This window comes from Piscinibacter gummiphilus (assembly GCF_002116905.1).
GTDB lineage: Bacteria > Pseudomonadota > Gammaproteobacteria > Burkholderiales > Burkholderiaceae_C > Rhizobacter > Rhizobacter gummiphilus.
Genome location: NZ_CP015118.1, coordinates 1,034,057 through 1,050,738, shown reverse-complemented (window position 1 = coordinate 1,050,738; position 16,682 = coordinate 1,034,057). Strand labels below are relative to the sequence as shown.

The 16,682-nt window shown below is 68.2% G+C and carries 15 protein-coding genes; 11 read left to right on the top strand and 4 right to left on the bottom strand.

Going from position 1 to position 16,682, the window contains the following annotated elements; all coding sequences use genetic code 11:
* Positions 1-54: 54 nt before the first annotated feature.
* The gene (locus A4W93_RS04725; RefSeq protein WP_085749517.1) at positions 55-1,197 is read right to left on the bottom strand and encodes an acyl-CoA dehydrogenase family protein; all 1,143 of its coding nucleotides are present in this window, start codon (positions 1,195-1,197) and stop codon (positions 55-57) included.
* 28 nt (positions 1,198-1,225) lie between these two features.
* Positions 1,226-2,446, bottom strand: coding sequence for an acyl-CoA dehydrogenase family protein (locus A4W93_RS04720; RefSeq protein ID WP_085749516.1), 1,221 nt, complete (start codon positions 2,444-2,446; stop codon positions 1,226-1,228).
* 315 nt (positions 2,447-2,761) lie between these two features.
* On the opposite strand from A4W93_RS04720, the gene A4W93_RS04715 reads away from it, so the two are divergent.
* The 9 genes from A4W93_RS04715 to A4W93_RS04675 all read left to right on the top strand — a co-directional run bounded on the left by A4W93_RS04715 (position 2,762) and on the right by A4W93_RS04675 (position 13,057).
* Positions 2,762-4,861, top strand: coding sequence for a 3-hydroxyacyl-CoA dehydrogenase NAD-binding domain-containing protein (locus A4W93_RS04715; RefSeq protein ID WP_085749515.1), 2,100 nt, complete (start codon positions 2,762-2,764; stop codon positions 4,859-4,861).
* Between the two features lie 104 nt (positions 4,862-4,965).
* A complete protein-coding gene (locus tag A4W93_RS04710; protein WP_085749514.1) occupies positions 4,966-6,144 on the top strand; it encodes an acetyl-CoA C-acyltransferase in 1,179 nt (392 codons plus the stop codon).
* Between the two features lie 66 nt (positions 6,145-6,210).
* On the top strand, positions 6,211-6,987 hold the full coding sequence (locus tag A4W93_RS04705) for an SDR family oxidoreductase (protein ID WP_085749513.1): 777 nt from the start codon (positions 6,211-6,213) through the stop codon (positions 6,985-6,987).
* Positions 6,988-7,015: 28 nt separating this feature from the next.
* Positions 7,016-8,098 (top strand): phosphotransferase, encoded by a 1,083-nt coding sequence (locus tag A4W93_RS04700; protein WP_085749512.1) that lies wholly within the window; start codon positions 7,016-7,018, stop codon positions 8,096-8,098.
* 47 nt (positions 8,099-8,145) lie between these two features.
* Positions 8,146-9,372 carry an acyl-CoA dehydrogenase family protein gene (locus A4W93_RS04695; RefSeq protein ID WP_085749511.1) on the top strand — a complete coding sequence of 409 codons (1,227 nt, stop codon included), beginning with the start codon at positions 8,146-8,148 and terminating at the stop codon, positions 9,370-9,372.
* 142 nt (positions 9,373-9,514) lie between these two features.
* Positions 9,515-11,191, top strand: coding sequence for a long-chain fatty acid--CoA ligase (locus A4W93_RS04690; protein ID WP_085749510.1), 1,677 nt, complete (start codon positions 9,515-9,517; stop codon positions 11,189-11,191).
* Between the two features lie 100 nt (positions 11,192-11,291).
* Positions 11,292-12,242: a tripartite tricarboxylate transporter substrate binding protein gene (locus A4W93_RS04685; protein WP_085754033.1), complete on the top strand. Its 951-nt coding sequence runs from the start codon at positions 11,292-11,294 to the stop codon at positions 12,240-12,242.
* 132 nt (positions 12,243-12,374) lie between these two features.
* Positions 12,375-12,704, top strand: a complete 330-nt coding sequence (locus tag A4W93_RS04680; protein WP_085749509.1) for a DUF2239 family protein — start codon at positions 12,375-12,377, stop codon at positions 12,702-12,704.
* A complete protein-coding gene (locus A4W93_RS04675; RefSeq protein WP_085749508.1) occupies positions 12,704-13,057 on the top strand; it encodes a GIY-YIG nuclease family protein in 354 nt (117 codons plus the stop codon). Before A4W93_RS04680 ends, A4W93_RS04675 begins: the two co-directional genes overlap by 1 nt.
* Here A4W93_RS04675 and A4W93_RS04670 read toward each other — a convergent pair.
* Entirely contained in the window at positions 13,048-13,644 is a 597-nt protein-coding gene (locus tag A4W93_RS04670; RefSeq protein WP_085749507.1) for a DUF2239 family protein, read from the bottom strand. The two genes, A4W93_RS04675 and A4W93_RS04670, sit on opposite strands and share 10 nt — an antisense overlap.
* A 115-nt stretch (positions 13,645-13,759) precedes the next feature.
* Positions 13,760-14,908, bottom strand: a complete 1,149-nt coding sequence (locus A4W93_RS04665; protein WP_085749506.1) for a PhnD/SsuA/transferrin family substrate-binding protein — start codon at positions 14,906-14,908, stop codon at positions 13,760-13,762.
* Between the two features lie 249 nt (positions 14,909-15,157).
* Here A4W93_RS04665 and sorT point away from each other — a divergent pair, with 249 nt between their 5' ends.
* Together sorT and sorU are read left to right on the top strand one after the other, a co-directional pair.
* Positions 15,158-16,363 (top strand): SorT family sulfite dehydrogenase catalytic subunit, encoded by a 1,206-nt coding sequence (gene sorT, locus A4W93_RS04660; RefSeq protein WP_085749505.1) that lies wholly within the window; start codon positions 15,158-15,160, stop codon positions 16,361-16,363.
* Entirely contained in the window at positions 16,363-16,677 is a 315-nt protein-coding gene (gene sorU, locus A4W93_RS04655) for a SorU family sulfite dehydrogenase c-type cytochrome subunit (protein WP_085749504.1), read from the top strand. Before sorT ends, sorU begins: the two co-directional genes overlap by 1 nt.
* Positions 16,678-16,682 lie beyond the last annotated feature (5 nt).

The window sequence follows — 16,682 nt, the reverse complement described above, 5'->3', positions numbered from 1 at the left end:
GGCGGAACGCGGAACGGGCCCGTGCGGGCCCGTGTGCTCTCAAGATGCAGCCGGTCAGGCGGTCAGCAGCGTGTCGCTGAAGCGGGCCAGGTGGTGGTCCGTGTCGCCGAAGGTCGAGTTGATGATGGTCAGGCGCTTGAAGTAGTGCGCGGCCATCAGCTCGTCGGTCACGCCCATGCCGCCGTGCATCTGCACCGCGTCCTGGCCCACCTTGCGCAGGGCCTGGCCGATGTAGGCCTTGGCACCCGACACGGCGCGGCTGCGTTCGGCGGCGTCGGTCGAGTCGGCGCGCAGCGCGGCCAGCGTGGCCATCGACCGCGACTGCTCGGCAGCGATGGCCATCTCGGCCATGCGGTGCTGCAGCGCCTGGAACTTGCCGATGGGCACGCCGAACTGCTTGCGCTGCTTGAGGTAGTCGAGCGTGGTGGCGTTGAGCGCGGTCATGATGCCCACGGCCTCGGCGCACAGGCCGGCGATGCCGCGGTCGATCGCGCGTTCGATGCCGGCGAGCGCGCCGTCCACCTTGCCGAGCACGGCGTCCGCACCCACCTTCACGTTCTTCAGCACCACCTCGCCGGCGCGCTGGCCGTCCTGGTTGGTGTAGCCGGTGACGGTGACGCCCGCGGCCTTCGGGTCCACCACGAACAGCGTGATGCCGTTCGCGTCGAACGCGGCGCCGGACGTGCGGGCGGAGACCAGCAGCTGGTCGGCCGACGGCGCACCGAGCACCACGGCCTTGTGGCCGTTGAGCACCCAGCCGTCGCCCTCCTTCTTGGCGCTGGTGGCGACGTGCTGGCGGTTGTAGCGGGCGCCCGGCTCCTGGTGGGCGAGCGAGACCAGCAGCTCGCCACCGGTGATGCCGCCGAGCAGCTTGTCGCGCTGGGCGTCGGAGCCCACGTCGGCGATCAGGCTGCCGGCCACGACGACTGTGGCCAGGTAGGGCTCGAGCGCGAGGTTCGTGCCGAGCGTCTCCATCACGATCATCGCGTCGACCGAGTTGCCGCCGAGGCCGCCGTGTTCTTCGGAGAACGGCAGGGCCAGCAGGCCCAGTTCGGCGTACGTGGCCCAGGCCTCGCGGCTGAAGCCGTCGGCCGACTTGGCGATGGCGCGGCGCTGCTCGAAGCCGTAGTCCTTCGTCAGGAAGCGGCGCAGGCTGTCCTGGATGGCGACTTGTTCTTCGCTGAAATTGAAATCCATGAGTGTTCTCCGTTCGCGTCCAGGGGGCTCAGAGGCCCAGGATCATCTGGGCGATGATGTTCTTCTGCACTTCGCTCGAACCGCCGTAGATGGTGGTCTTGCGCACGTTGAAGTAGTGGCCGGTGGCCGCCGCGTCGCGCGGGGCGTACTGCGGCGCGAGCGGCTCGCCCGTCCAGCCGGCTTCCAGGCGTTCCGGCAGGTACGGCAGCGCGTACGGGCCCAGGGCCTGCACGGTGAGTTCGGTCAGCAGCTGCTGGATCTCGGAGCCCTTGATCTTCAGCATCGAGGCCTCGGGGCCCGGCGGCAGGTGCTTGTCTTCACCGGCGATGACCTTCAGGTTCGTGATCTCGAGCGCCATCAGCTCCAGCTCGACCTGGGCGAGGCGGTCGCGGAAGCGCACGTCCTCGATGATGGGGCGGCCGTTGTCGCCCGGCTGGCGGCGGGCCAGCGACTTCAGGCGCTTCAGCGCCGCCTTCGAGCGGCCCACGCCGGCGATGCCGGTGCGCTCGTGGCCCAGCAGGAACTTGGCGTACGTCCAGCCCTTGTTCTCCTCGCCCACGCGGTTCTCGACCGGCACACGCACGTTCTCGAACCAGACCTCGTTCACCTCGTGCTCGCCGTCGAGCATGATGATGGGGCGCACGGTGATGCCCGGCGTCTTCATGTTGATCAGCAGGAACGAGATGCCTTCCTGCTGGCGGCCTTCGGTGCTCGTGCGCACCAGGCAGAAGATCCAGTCGGCGTACTGGCCGAGCGTGGTCCAGGTCTTCTGGCCGTTGACGATGTAGTGCTCGCCGTCGGCGTCGGTGCCGCGCACGGCGCGGGTCTTGAGCGAGGCCAGGTCGGAGCCGGCGCCCGGTTCCGAGTAGCCCTGGCACCACCAGTCTTCCGCCGACAGGATGCGCGGCAGGAAGTGGGCCTTCTGGGCCTCGTTGGCGAAACGCATGATCACCGGGGCGACCATCTTCAGGCCGAACGGCAGCTGCATCGGCGTGCCCAGCTCGGCGCACTCCTCGTCGAAGATGTGGCGCTGCACCGAGTTCCAGCCGGTGCCGCCGTATTCCTTGGGCCAGCTGCTGCAGCCCCAGCCCTTGGCGTGGAGGATCTTCTGCCAGCGGACGATGTCGTCCTTCTCGAGGCGCTTGCCCGCGGCGGCGCGTTCGCGGATGTCGGCCGGGAGCGCGGACTCCAGGAAGGTGCGGACTTCCTGGCGGAAGGCCTGCTGTTCAGGGGTGTATTCGAAGTTCATTCGGGTCGTCTCCAGGGCACGTGACGTGAGCGATTCGACATTCTGCATCGCAAAACTGGAATTTTGAAATTGGAACTTTCCCGGCCGCGAAAAAGACCTTCGATGTCGCGCGGGTGATTGCGTTGCCGGGCATTTAGCGACCTACTTCCGGGTTGAGATCCGGATTCGCCCCGTTTACAACGCGAATGGGTCTGGCTAGGATAGTCCACTTTTCAAAATTCTGGTCTGCATAGCGGAACAACGAGACATTCCGCACCGGGCTGTTGCAGAACCCAGGTCCCCTCCACCGTCAGCCGCCAAGAGGAACCCCCGAACATGAGCAACCAACCTTCCACCCAATACGAGGTGCGTGGCGCCGTCGCGGTCGTCACGTTGACGAACCCGCCGGTCAACGGCCTCGGCCACGCGCTGCGCGTCGGCATCGTCGAAGGCCTCGACCGCGCGCTCGCCGACCCGAAGGTTTCGGCGCTGGTCATCACGGGGACGGACCGTGCGTTCTCGGGCGGCGCCGACGTGCGCGAGTTCGGCACGCCCAAGTCGGGCTGGGAGCCCAACCTCGGCAACGTGATCAAGGCGATCGAAGGGTCCTCGAAGCCGGTGGTCGCGGCCATCGCCGGCGTCGCGCTCGGCGGCGGTCTCGAGCTGGCCCTCGGCGCGCACTTCCGCGTGGCCAAGGCCGACGCCCAGCTGGGCCTGCCCGAAGTGAAGCTCGGCCTGCTGCCGGGCGCGGGCGGCACGCAGCGCCTGCCCCGCCTCGTGGGCCTCGAGACCGCGCTGAACATGATCGTCTCGGGCGCCCCCGTGCCCGCCGCGAAGTTCGCCGGCACCCCGCTGCTCGACGCCATCATCGACGGCGACCTGGTCGACGGCGCCGTGAAGTTCGCCGAGAAGGTCGTCGCCGACAAGGCGCCGCTCAAGCGCGTGCGCGACCTGAAGGTCAAGCAGCCGAACGCCGAGGCCTTCCTGCAGTTCGCCCGCAACACCGTGGGCGCCGTCTCGAAGAACTTCCCGGCTCCGCTGAAGTGCGTGGAGGCGGTCGCCGCCTCCGTCGGCGGGTCCTTCGACCAAGGCCTGAAGACCGAACGCGACCTGTTCCTCGGCCTGATGCAGACGCCGGAATCGCGCGCGCTGCGCCACATCTTCCAGGCCGAACGCGCCGCCTCGAAGATCTCCGACGTGCCGGAAGACACGCCGGTCCGCGAGATCAAGTCGGTGGGCATCATCGGCGCCGGCACCATGGGTGGCGGCATCGCGATGAGCTTCATCAACGCCGGCATCCCCGTCGTGCTGCTCGAAGCCAAGCAGGAAGCGCTCGACAAGGGCCTCGCCACCATCCGCAAGAACTACGAGAGCTCGCTGAAGAAGGGCAAGATCACGCAGGCCAAGCTCGACGAGCGCCTGGCCCTGATCACCCCCACGCTGAGCTACGACGGCTTCAAGAACGTCGACCTCGCCATCGAGGCCGTGTTCGAGAGCATCGAGGTCAAGGAGACGGTGTTCAAGACGCTCGACGAGGTGATGAAGCCCGGCGCGATCCTGGCTTCCAACACGTCGGCCCTGAACCTCGACCAGATCGCCGCGTTCACGAAGCGCCCGCAGGACGTCATCGGCCTGCACTTCTTCAGCCCGGCCAACGTGATGCGCCTGCTGGAAGTGGTGCGCGGCGCGAAGACCGGCAAGGACGTGCTCGCCACGTCGATGCAGCTCGCCAAGAAGATCAAGAAGATCGCCGTGGTGTCGGGCGTGTGCGACGGCTTCATCGGCAACCGCATCGTGGCCCGCTACGGCGCGGCCGCCAACGAGGCGCTGAACGCCGGTGCGTCGCCGCAGCAGATCGACAAGGCCCTCGAGAAGTTCGGCCTGGCCATGGGCATCTACCGCATGGGCGACCTCGCCGGCCTCGACATCGGCTACGCCGGCCGCAAGCGCCGCAAGGAAGCCAACCCGGACGCGTACATCCCCATCGTCGCCGACCGCCTCGCCGAGGCCGGCCGCTTCGGTCAGAAGACCGGTGCGGGCTTCTACAAGTACGAAGCAGGCAAGCGCGACCCGATCCCCGATCCCGCGGTCGACCAGATGATCACCGACTTCCGCAAGGAACGCGGCATCACCCCGCGCAAGGTCAGCGACGAGGAGATCGTCGAACGCGCCATCTTCGCGATGGTCAACGAAGGCGCCCGCATCCTCGAGGAAGGCATCGCGCAGCGCGCGTCCGACATCGACATCGTGTACCTGAACGGCTACGGCTTCCCCGCGCACCGCGGCGGCCCGATGCTCTACGCCGACCAGGTGGGCCTGCCCAACGTCATCCGCGCCCTGAAGCGCTTCGCGGCCGAACCGGGTTCGGACGCCAAGTTCTGGACGCCCGCCCCGCTGCTCGTGAAGCTGGCGGAAGAGGGCAAGTCCTTCAATTAACAACCCCTGTCATCCCGGCGAAGGCCGGGACCCTGGGCATCCCCAGAGGACCCCGGCCTGCGCCGGGGTGACACGGCACAGAACACGAATCGCAAGGAACCATCATGACCGACGCAGTCATCGTCTCCACCGCCCGCACCGGCCTCGCCAAGAGCTGGAAGGGTGCCTTCAACATGACCTACGGCGCCACGCTCGGCGCCCACTCGGTGCAGCACGCCGTCGCCCGCGCCGGCATCGACCCGGCCGAGGTCGAGGACGTCTTCTTCGGCGGCTCGCTGTCCGAAGGCACCACGGGCGGCAACGTCGCCCGTGCCATCGCACTGCGCGCCGGCCTGCCCGTCACCACGGCCGGCGTCACCATCAACCGCTTCTGCTCGTCGGGCCTGCAGGCCATCGCGATGGCCGCGCACAGCGTGATCGTCGACGGCGCGCAGGTCGTCGTGGGCGGCGGTGTCGAATCCATCTCGTGCGTGCAGAACGAGACCAACCGCCACATGCGCGCCGACCCGTGGCTCATCGAGCACAAGCCCGAGATCTACTGGAGCATGCTGCAGACGGCCGAGCAGGTCGCCTCGCGCTACAAGATCTCGAAGGAAGCCCAGGACGAATACGGCGTGCGCAGCCAGCTGCGCGCCGCCGCCGCCCAGGCCGCCGGCAAGTTCAACGACGAGATCGTTCCGATGACCACCGTGATGGGTGTCGCCGACAAGGAAACCGGCCGCCTGACCACGAAGGAAGTGACGATCTCATCCGACGAAGGCATCCGCGCCGACACCACGCTCGAAGGGGTCGCGAAGATCCGCTCGGCCCTGCCGGGCGGTGTCATCACGGCCGGCAACGCCAGCCAGTTCTCGGACGGCTCCTCGGCCGTCGTCGTGATGAACGGCAAGCTCGCCGAACAGCGCGGCATCAAGCCCATGGGCATCTTCCGCGGCTTCGCCGTGGCCGGCTGCGAGCCCGATGAAATGGGCATCGGCCCGGTCTTCGCGATCCCGAAGCTGCTGAAGCAGACGGGCCTGAAGGTCTCCGACATCGGCCTGTGGGAGCTGAACGAAGCCTTCGCCGTGCAGGTGATCTACTGCCGCGACAAGCTGGGCATCCCCGACGACCGCCTGAACGTCAACGGCGGCGCCATCGCCGTCGGCCACCCGTACGGTGTCACCGGCGCCCGCCTGACCGGCCACGCGCTGATCGAAGGCAAGCGCCGCGGCGCCAAGTACGTCGTCGTGACGATGTGCATCGGCGGCGGCCAGGGTGCGGCCGGCCTGTTCGAAGTCGTCTGACCTTCGACCGCCCGCGTCACGGGGCTCCGGCCCCGTGACATCCCCTCCCCTCACCCGCCACACCCCATGAGCGTCAAGAACCTCTTCAAGCTCGACGGCAAGGTCGCGCTCGTCACCGGCGGCTCGCGCGGCCTCGGCCTCCAGATGGCCGAAGCCCTCGGCGAGATGGGCTGCAAGCTCGTCATCACCGCGCGCAAGGCCGACGAACTCGCCGAAGCCGAGGCGCACCTGAAGGCGCTCGGCGTCACCGACGTGATGCCCGTCCAGAACGACCTGCAGAAGTTCGACCAGATCCCCGGCCTCGTGTCGGCGGTGCTGGAGCGCCACGGGCAGATCGACATCCTGATCAACAACGCCGGCGCCAACTGGGCCGCGCCCGCGGAAGACTTTCCCGACGAGGCCTGGCACAAGGTGATGAACCTCAACATCACCGCGCCGTTCTTCCTGTCGCGCGAAGTGGGCAAGCGTAGCATGCTGCCGCGCCAGCAGGGCAAGATCATCAACATCGCGTCCACCGGCGGCCTCAAGGGCACGGCCAAGGGCGTGACCACCATCGCGTACAACACGTCGAAGGCCGCGGCCATCAACTTCACGCGCACGCTGGCCGCCGAATGGGGTCCGCGCAACATCAACGTGAATGCGATCTGCCCGGGCTACTTCCAGTCGAAGATGACGGCCGGCCTGCTCGACCGCATCCAGGACGGCGTCATCGCCCGTTCTCCGCTCTGCCGCATCGGCGGCGAGGAGGACCTGAAGGGCTCCGTCGTGTTCCTCGCGAGCGAGGCCTCCCGCCACATCACCGGCCAGACGCTGATCGTGGACGGCGGCTCGTCCATCGTCTGACATTCCTGAACCCGCACACCGGCACACCATGAGCGACACCGAGAAGTTCGTCGGGACCCGTCCCGTCTCCGAAGCCCAGGCGTTCGACGTCGACCGCCTCGCCGACTACATGCGCCAGCACGTGGAAGGCTTCAGCGGCGACCTGCTGGTCGAGCAGTTCAAGGGCGGCCAGTCCAACCCGACGTTCCGCCTGACCGCCGGCGGCAAGCGCTACGTGATGCGTCGCAAGCCCAAGGGTGTGCTGCTGCCGTCGGCCCATGCCGTGGACCGCGAGTTCCGCGTGATCAGCGGCCTGTCGAAGACCAACGTGCCCGTCGCCAAGCCCTACGCGCTGTGCGAGGACACCGACGTCATCGGCACGATGTTCTACATCATGGACTGCGTCGACGGCCGCATCATGTGGGACCCCACGCTGCCCGGCGCCACCAACACCGAACGCGCGGCCATCTTCGACGAGATGAACCGCGTGATCGCCGCGCTGCACACCGTGGACCCCGTGGCCGTGGGCCTGGGCGACTACGGCAAGCCCGGCAACTACATCGAGCGCCAGGTGGCCCGCTGGACCAAGCAGTACCGCGCCGCCGAAACGGAGAAGATCGAAGCGGCCGACAACCTGATCGACTGGCTGCCGCAGCACATCCCCGCGGGCGACGAGACCCGCATCGTCCACGGCGACTACCGCCTCGACAACATGGTGTTCCACCCCACCGAACCCCGCGTGCTCGCGGTGCTCGACTGGGAACTCTCCACGCTCGGCCACCCGCTCGTCGACTTCGCGTACCACTGCATGACCTGGCGCATGCCCGCCAACGCCTCGCGCGGCCTGGCCGGCATCGACCTGGCGTCGCTGGGCATCCCCTCCGAATCGGACTACGTCAAGACGTACCTGAAACGGACCGGCCGTGGCACCTCGGAGACTGTCACCCCCGACCAGTGGTCCTACTATCTGGTGTTCAACATGTTCCGGCTGGTGGGCATCCTCCAGGGCATCACTGCCCGCGCCCTGCAGGGCAACGCCTCCAGCACCGAAGCATTGGCCGCGGGCAAGCGCACCCGACCCCTCGCCGAGCAGGCGTGGGAACTGGCGCAGACGATCGTCAGCACCCGCTGACCTTCGGCCAGGCCCGCGATCCGGTTCAACACGCAGAGGAGATACCGATGGATTTCGAGTACAGCGACAAGGTCAAGGGCCTGCAGCAGCGCGTCACCGCGTTCATGGAAGAACACGTCTACCCGAACGAACACGCGTTCGAGGCGGAGGTGGACGCCAACCGCAAGGCGGGCAACGCCTGGTTGCCCACGAAGGTCGTCGAGGACCTGAAGGTCAAGGCCAAGGCCGCCGGCCTGTGGAACCTCTTCCTGCCCGATTCGGAATACGGCTTCGGCCTGACGAACCTCGAGTACGCCCCGCTGGCCGAGATCATGGGCCGTTCGGGCCTGGGCCCCGAGGCCTTCAACTGCTCGGCCCCCGACACCGGCAACATGGAAACGCTGGTGCGCTACGGCACGCCGGAACACCATGAGAAGTGGCTCAAGCCGCTGCTCGACGGCACCATCCGTTCGGCCTTCGCGATGACCGAACCGGCCGTGGCCTCGTCCGACGCCACGAACATCGAGTCGAGCATCCTGCGCGACGGCGACGAGTACGTGATCAACGGCCGCAAGTGGTGGACGTCCGGCGCGAACGACCCGCGCTGCAAGATCATGATCTTCATGGGCAAGACGGACCCGAACCACCAGAACCGCCACCAGCAGCAGTCGATGATCCTCGTGCCGATGGACACGCCCGGGGTCACCGTGCTGCGCCACCTGCCGGTGCTGGGCTTCGACGACGCGCCCCACGGCCACGCCGAGATCACGTTCGAGAACGTGCGCGTGCCGGCCTCCAACATCCTGCTCGGCGAAGGCCGCGGCTTCGAGATTTCGCAGGGCCGCCTCGGCCCGGGCCGCATCCACCACTGCATGCGCCTGATCGGCCGCGCCGAACGCGCGCTCGAGATGATGTGCAAGCGCGCGCTGAGCCGCACCGCCTTCGGCCGCAAGATCGCCGACCAGGGCGTGACGCGCGAGCGCATCGCCAACGCCCGCGTGATGATCGACCAGGCCCGCTTCCTCGTGCTCAACGCCGCCTACAAGATGGACACCGTGGGCAACAAGCACGCGAAGCAGGAGATCGCGATGATCAAGGTCGTCGCCCCGAACATGGCCTGCCAGGTGATCGACTGGGCCATGCAGGTGCACGGCGGCGGCGCCATGAGCGACGACTTCGGTCTCGCCCACGCCTACGCCAGCGCCCGCTCGCTGCGCTTCGCCGACGGCCCGGACGAAGTGCACCGCAACGCCATCGCGAAGGAAGAGCTCGCGCGCTGGCTCCCGCGTCCCTGATCGCTCGGTGATTCCACCGCGGGCCTTCGGGCCCGCGGTCGTTTCCGGGGGGAGGCGTTGTTCAAAAGTTCCTGTGTGTTTCCCGCATTTCTTTCGACCGTGATTGCAGTACCCTTTCTCCTGAACTACCGAGAGCAACCCGATGTCTGAGCGCCATCTCCCCCATTGGCCGCCGGGGTTGCCGGAACACCTCACGCTGCCCGAGACCAACGTCTGGTTCAACGCCGAGGTGTCCGCGGCCCGCTTCCCCAACAAGCCGTACATCGTCTTCTACGACACGCCCATCACGTTCCGCGAATTCAAGGACGAGACGGAGCGCCTCGCCGGCCACCTGCAGCAGGTGTGCGGCGTGAAGGCCGGCGACCGCGTGCTGCTCTACATGCAGAACAGCCCGCAGTGGATGCTCGCCTACTACGGCATCCTGCGCGCCAACGCCGTGGTCGTGCCGGTCAACCCGATGAACCGCACCGCCGAGCTCGTGCACTACGTGCACGACACCGGCGCTACCACCGCCATCGTCCCGCAGGACCTGTTCGGCGAGATCGAACCGCTGATGGGCGACGGTCCCGAGCAGGGCCTGAAGCACCTGCTGGTGGCCGCGTACAGCGACTACGTCAAGCGCCCCACCGACCTGCCCCTGCCCGACTTCGTGCGCGCCGCGCGCCTGCCGCTCACGCGACCGGGCGTGGTGCTGTGGAGCGACGCGCTCGCGGCGAACCAGCGCCCCGGCCCGCTCACCGCCGGCCCCGACGACCTGTGCGTGATGCCCTACACCTCGGGCACCACCGGCAACCCGAAGGGCTGCGCGCACACGCACCGCAGCGTGATGTCCACGCTCGTGGGTGGCCTGCAGTGGTTCAACCGCGCGCAGGACACCACGTACCTCTCGGTGCTGCCGTTCTTCCACGTCACCGGCATGGCCGGTGGCCTCAACGGACCGCTGTTCTCCGGCGGCACGGTGGTGGTGCTGCCGCGATGGGACCGTGTCGCCGCGGCCCGCCTGATCGAACGCTACCAGGTCTCGTCGTGGCAGGTCATCTCCACGATGATGATCGACTTCCTGTCGAACGACGACGTGCTGCCGTACGACATCTCGAGCCTGAACGGCATCCGCGGCGGGGGTGCCGCGATGCCCGAGGCCATCGCGGCGCGTTTGAAGGAGCGCACCGGGCTCATGTACGTCGAGGGCTACGGCATGTCCGAGACCATGGCCGCCACGCACATCAACCCGCCGCACCGGCCGAAACCGCAGTGCCTCGGCATCCCGGTGTTCGACGTCGACGCACGCGTGGTCGATCCCGCCACGATGAAGGAACTGGGTGTCGGCGAGATCGGCGAGATCGTCGTCCACGGCCCGCAGGTGATGCAGGGCTACTGGAACAACCCGGAGGCCACGAAGGCAGCCTTCGTCGAGATCGACGGCAAGCGCTTCCTGCGCACGGGTGACCTGGCCCAGGTCGACGAGGACGGCTACTTCTTCATGGTCGACCGGCTCAAGCGCATGATCAACGCGTCGGGCTTCAAGGTGTGGCCGGCCGAGGTCGAGGGCCTGATGTACCGCCACCCGGCCATCCAGGAGGTGTGTGTCATCGCGGCCAGCGACGTCAAGCGCGGCGAGACCGTGAAGGCGCTCGTGGTGCTGCGGCCGTCGTTCGCGGGCCAGGTGTCCGAGCAGGACATCATCACGTGGGCCCACGACCACATGGCGGTCTACAAGAGCCCGCGCATCGTCGAGTTCGTCGCGTCCTTGCCCAAGTCCGGCTCGGGCAAGGTCATGTGGCGCGAACTGCAGGACCAGGAAGCGAAACGCCCCGGGTAAATCCGGGCCGCGCCAACACGCGCCGCGGGGCAGACTTCCCGCGGCATCGACCGGAACCAACAGGAGACTTTCAGTGAACCAGTTCACCTTCCGCCGCGCCATGGTGCTCGGCGCCGTCGGCGCCGCACTCGCCGCCCCGATGGGCTCCACCTTCGCGCAAGCGTTCCCCAGCAAGCCCATCACGCTGATCGTGCCGTGGCCCGCGGGCGGCTCCACCGACCGGCACCACCGCGTGCTCGCCGAGATCGCCAGCAAGTACCTCGGCCAGAACATCATCGTCGAGAACAAGCCGGGCGGCGGCGGCACCATCGGCCCCGGCGCGATGGCGCTCACGGCCAAGCCCGACGGCTACACCATCTCGCAGTACCCGATGGGCATGCTGCGCGTGCCGCACATGCAGAAGGTGCAGTGGAACCCGCTGACCGACTTCACGTTCATCATCGGCATCTCCGGCTACACCTTCGGCTTCACGGTGCGTGAAGACTCGCCCTTCAAGACCTTCAACGACTACATCGAGGCGGCCCGCAAGGCCCCGGGCAAGATCGACTACGGCTCCACCGGCATCGGCACCTCGCCGCACCTGCTGATGGAGGAACTGTCGGCCAATGCGAAGGTGCAGCTGAACCACATCCCGTTCAAGGGCAACGCCGACCTGATGCAGGCGCTGATGGGCGGCCACGTGATGGCCCAGAGCGATGCGTCGGGCTGGGACAAGTTCGTCGACGACGGCAAGATGCGCCTGCTGCTGACGTTCGGCGAGAAGCGCACGAAGCGCTGGCCGCAGGTGCCCACCGCGAAGGACCTGGGCTACGGCGTGGTCTCCACCTCCCCGTACGGCCTCGTGGGCCCGAAGGGCATGGACCCGGCCGTCGTCAAGGTGCTGCACGACGCGTTCAAGAAGGCGCTCGACGATCCCAAGCACGCGGAAGTCATGGCCCAGCTGAACCAGGAGGTCTGGTACCGCAGCGGCGACGACTACGCGCGCTGGGCGCGGGAGACGTACGTGAAGGACAAACGCCTGATCGAACGCCTCGGTCTGGCGGCCAAGTAAACCACCCGTCCTGCCAGCAAGGGCCGCTCACGCGGCCCTTTTTCATGGGAGCGCCCTTCATTTGTACCCGGGTTTAATTGACTTTCAATATTAACCCGGGTGAAAATGTCGTTTTGAACCACGGGGGTCCCCATGACACACGACTCCGCCGACGCCACACACGGCATCACCCTGCTCTCACGCCACTGGGCCTGGCTCGCGGCACAGCCACGCAGCCCGAGCGCCACGCTGCGCCGCCTCGTCGAGGAAGCCCGCCGCGATGCCGACGGCCGTTTCCGCCACGCCGACGCACGCGATGCCTGCTACCGCTTCCTCCGCTTCGAGGCCGGTGACCGCGAAGGCTTCGAGGACACGGTGCGGGCGCTGTACGCCGGCGATGCCGCGCGGTTCGAGACGCTCACCGCGCGGTGGCCCGACGACGTCCGCATGGAGGCGCAGCGGCTCGCCGCCGCGGTGTGGTGATGAGCGACCGCGCCCGCCAGAAGGAATTGAAGCTCGCGTACAAGCTGGCCCATCCGCCGATGGGTCTCTTCGCCATCCGCAACCTGGCCACAGGTCGTGTGTTCGTCGATCGGAGTCGCAACCTCACGGGCTCGCTGAATCGTCACCGCATGGAACTGCAGCGCGGCGTGCACCGCAACCGCGATCTGATGGCCGACTGGCGAACGTACGGTGAAGCGCAGTTCGCGTTCGAGGTGATCGAGCGCGTGGCCGAACGGACGGAGCCCGACTTCGACTACGACGCCGCACTCGACGACTGCCTCGCCATCTGGCGCGAAGGCGTGCCGCCGGGGTCGCCCGGCTCCTACACCTGATCGGCCGCGAACGACGCCAGCGCGAGCGCCAGCGTGTGCTGGCGCACGTCGACGGGCCACGGGCGCAGCAGTTCCTGGAAACGGGCGCCCTGTTTCGCGAACAGCGCCCGCGACGCCTCTTCGAAACCGTCGTAGCTGCTGGCGATGGCCGACATGAAACGGTACGCCGCCTCGCGCGACTGCCGCGCCGCGTCGGCCGCGGCATGGGTGCGGCGCGCCTCCTCGACCAGCTTGCGCAGCGCGACCGAGGCGCCGCCCGGCTGCGACGCGAGCCAGTCCCAGTGGCGGGGCAGCAGCGTGACCTCGCGGGCCACCACACCGAGCTTCGGCCGTCCGCGGCCTCGCGGCGCCTCGGGTTCGGATTCCTCCGGCTCGGGCGCGGCCGCCACGGCGGGCAGGCGTTTCAGCACGCTGGCCACCGAACCCCGGAAATCGATCTCGACGAGTTCGCTCGTGGTTTCGTCGAAGACGAGGATGGGGCCTTCGGCCCCGGCGTCGATCGCGCGCTTGGTGTCGGCGGCGACCTCGGCCAGCGGACCGACGGCGATGCGGCGGGAGCCGTCGAAGGCGATGCAGGAGGACGTCATGGGTGATATTTTCACCCGGATCTATTCAAACGTTCAATGAAATGACATCCCGGCGAAGGCCGGGACCTTCGACCTCCGCCCAGGGTCCCGGCCTTCGCCGGGATGACAGGGCGGTTCACTCCTTCGCGACCAGCAACCCCGCCTTCTCCCACTCGGGCAACCCGCCCCGGAACCAGTACACGCGCTTGAACCCGGCGCTCAATGCCGCGCGGCTCGCCTTGTACGACTTCCAGCACTCGGCCCCGTTGCACGCGAAGATCGTGGGCACGGTCTTGTCGAGCTTCGCGAGGCCGGCGAAGTCGTCGGCGGCCACGTCGTACGCGGTGTCCTTCAGGCTCTTCTCGTGGTACGGCACGAACAGCGCGTTGGGCACGCGCTTCGCGCGGAATTCCTTGTCGGTGCGGGTGTCGACGAGCACCGCGCCTTCGGCCAGCAGCTGCTGCACACGCGCCGCGTTGACCACCTCGGCGCCCGGCAGGTGCGTGGGCGTGAAGGTGCCCAGCTGCGCGACGGACTTGTAGGCCTGCATGTCGGGCCGTTCGGTGACGGGCCGCAGGTTCGCGCCTGTGCCCGGCGATGCGAACCACTTCGCGATGCGCGCGCGCACGTCGGCCGGCAGGTCGCTCTTCATCACCACCGAGAACCCGCCCGGCACCTCGTCGGACGTCGCGAGCACTCTCGCGACGCCGGGGTTCTCCTTGTCCCAGTCGGCCCAGTCCTCGCGGCGGATCACCGTGGCGTCCGACGCACCGACCCGCAGCGCCGTGAGCCCGGCCTGCGGATAACGTGCGTACTCGACGTTCGACAGGTCCTTGAACGAAAGGCCCGTGGCGTTGAGCATGCCACGCGCCATGTACGTGTAGATGGAGTCCTGCTGCGGCAGGTAGATGCGGTTGCCGCGCACGGCCGCCGTGGACGCGAACCGTTGCCGCCCGACGAGCACGTACTGGTCCGCCGGCGCCGTGGCGCCCACCAGCTCGTAGCCACGCGCGAGGGCCGACGCGGCCACCTGCGCGGGCGCGATGAAGAGGTCGTGTGCGCCGCTTCGTGTCGATCTCATGACATCGGCGAGGTCGTCGCTGGTGACCACCGTCACCGCGCGGCCCACCGCTTTCGAGAGGCTGCTCTCGATGCCGGTGCGCGAGACCATCAGGCCTTCCTTGCGCGCCGTGGGTTCGATGGCCACGAGGGCCGACAGCTCCGCCTGGGCGAGCCCCGACAGGAGGCACAAGACCAGGCCCGCGAGCGTTTGCACGTTCGTCATCGATGTTCCCTCCAACGTTGTTCTTGTCATGACCGGTCAGGCAACCCGATCGGGCGCGAGTCTCGTTCATGTGAACGATCACAAGAACACGCGTGTCCGCCCAATGTGTAGCGGACTGTTTCGCCGACACAGGGGTTTTTCCGGAGCCACGGAACCATGTGCATCGACATGACCCGATGCAATACTCGCCGCCATTCACCCCGAGCTGCTGCATTTCCAACAGCGCCTTTCCAGAGACCGGAGACCTCGATGACCTTCCCCACCCCGTCCCTCCACCGTCGCCACCTGCTTGCCGGTTCCGCTGGTGCCCTGGCCGCCGCCGGCCTGGGTTCGTGGAGCGACGCCGCGCTGGCTCAGGCCGCGAAGCCGCTGCCCGAGTACGCGGCGTGGAAGGACGCCAACGCGCTCATCGTGCACACGAGCACCACCATCGAGACGAAACGCAGCGCGTTCGGCAGCAGCGTCATCACGCCCGCGGAGCAGCTCTACGTGCGCAACAACCTGCCCACGCCGCCCGCGGCCATCGTGGCCGACCGCAACGCGTGGACCGTCAGCATCGAAGGCGTGCGCAACCCGCGTGCCCTCACGCTCGCCGAGCTGAAGACGATGGGCATCGACACCGTCGCCACCGTGCTGCAGTGCTCGGGCAACGGCCGCGGCTTCTTCCCGCACAAACCGAGCGGCACGCCGTGGACCGTGGGGGCCGCGGGCTGCGTGGTGTGGAGCGGCGTGCCGCTGCGCGCGGTGGTCGAGGCCCTGGGCGGGCTGGCCGACCCCTCGCTGGCGTTCCTGACCGGCACCGGCGGCGAGAAGCTGCCCGACGGCGTGGACCCGGCGAGCGTGATCGTCGAACGGTCGCTGCCCATCAAGGCGCTGGGCGACGCGCTGCTCGCGTGGGAGATGAACGGCGCGCCGCTGCCGCTCGCGCATGGCGGCCCGCTGCGCCTCGTGGTGCCGGGCTACCAGGGCGTGAACAACATCAAGTACGTCAAGCGCGTGGCCTTCAGCGCGAAGGAGTCCGGCGCGAAGATCATGCAGCACGGCTACCGCATGACCCCGATGGGCCAGAAGGCCGACCCGAGCCAGGCCTCGGTGCTCGAGATGAACGTGAAGTCGTGGATCAACTCGCCCAGCCCGGACGGCGGGCCGGTGAAGGCCGGCCTGCTGCAGGTGCACGGCGTGGCCTTCAGCGGCACGAGCCCCGTGACGAAGGTGGAGATCTCCGTGGACGGCGGCAAGACCTGGCACGTCACCGGCTTCGTGGGCCCCGACCTCGGCCGCTTCGCGTGGCGCCAGTTCGCCGCGCAGGTCCGCGTGCCGGCCGGCACGTACACGCTCGCCAGCCGCGCCACCGATGCGGCCGGCAACGTGCAGCCCGAGCAGCGCCTCGAGAACGTGAGCGGCTACGGCAACAACAGCTGGGCCGACCACGCCGTGAAGGTCACGGTGGTCTGATGCGGCCGCTGCTGGTCGCCCTGTGCCTGGCGGCAGGGCCGGCGCTCGCCGCCGACCCGGCGGCCGATCTCGCCGTGGGCAAGGCGCTCTTCCTGAAGGGCGCCACGCCCGCCTGCGCGGTGTGCCACACGCTGAAGGACGCGGGCAGCGCGGGCGAGGTGGGACCGGTGCTCGACGAGCTCAAGCCGTCGGCCGACCGCGTGGCGGCCGCGCTGCGCAACGGCGTGGGCATGATGCCCTCGTACAAGGGGCAGCTGACGGACGCGCAGATCATGGCGATCGCGCGTTACGTGGCGGCAGTCAGCGGACGCTGACCCCG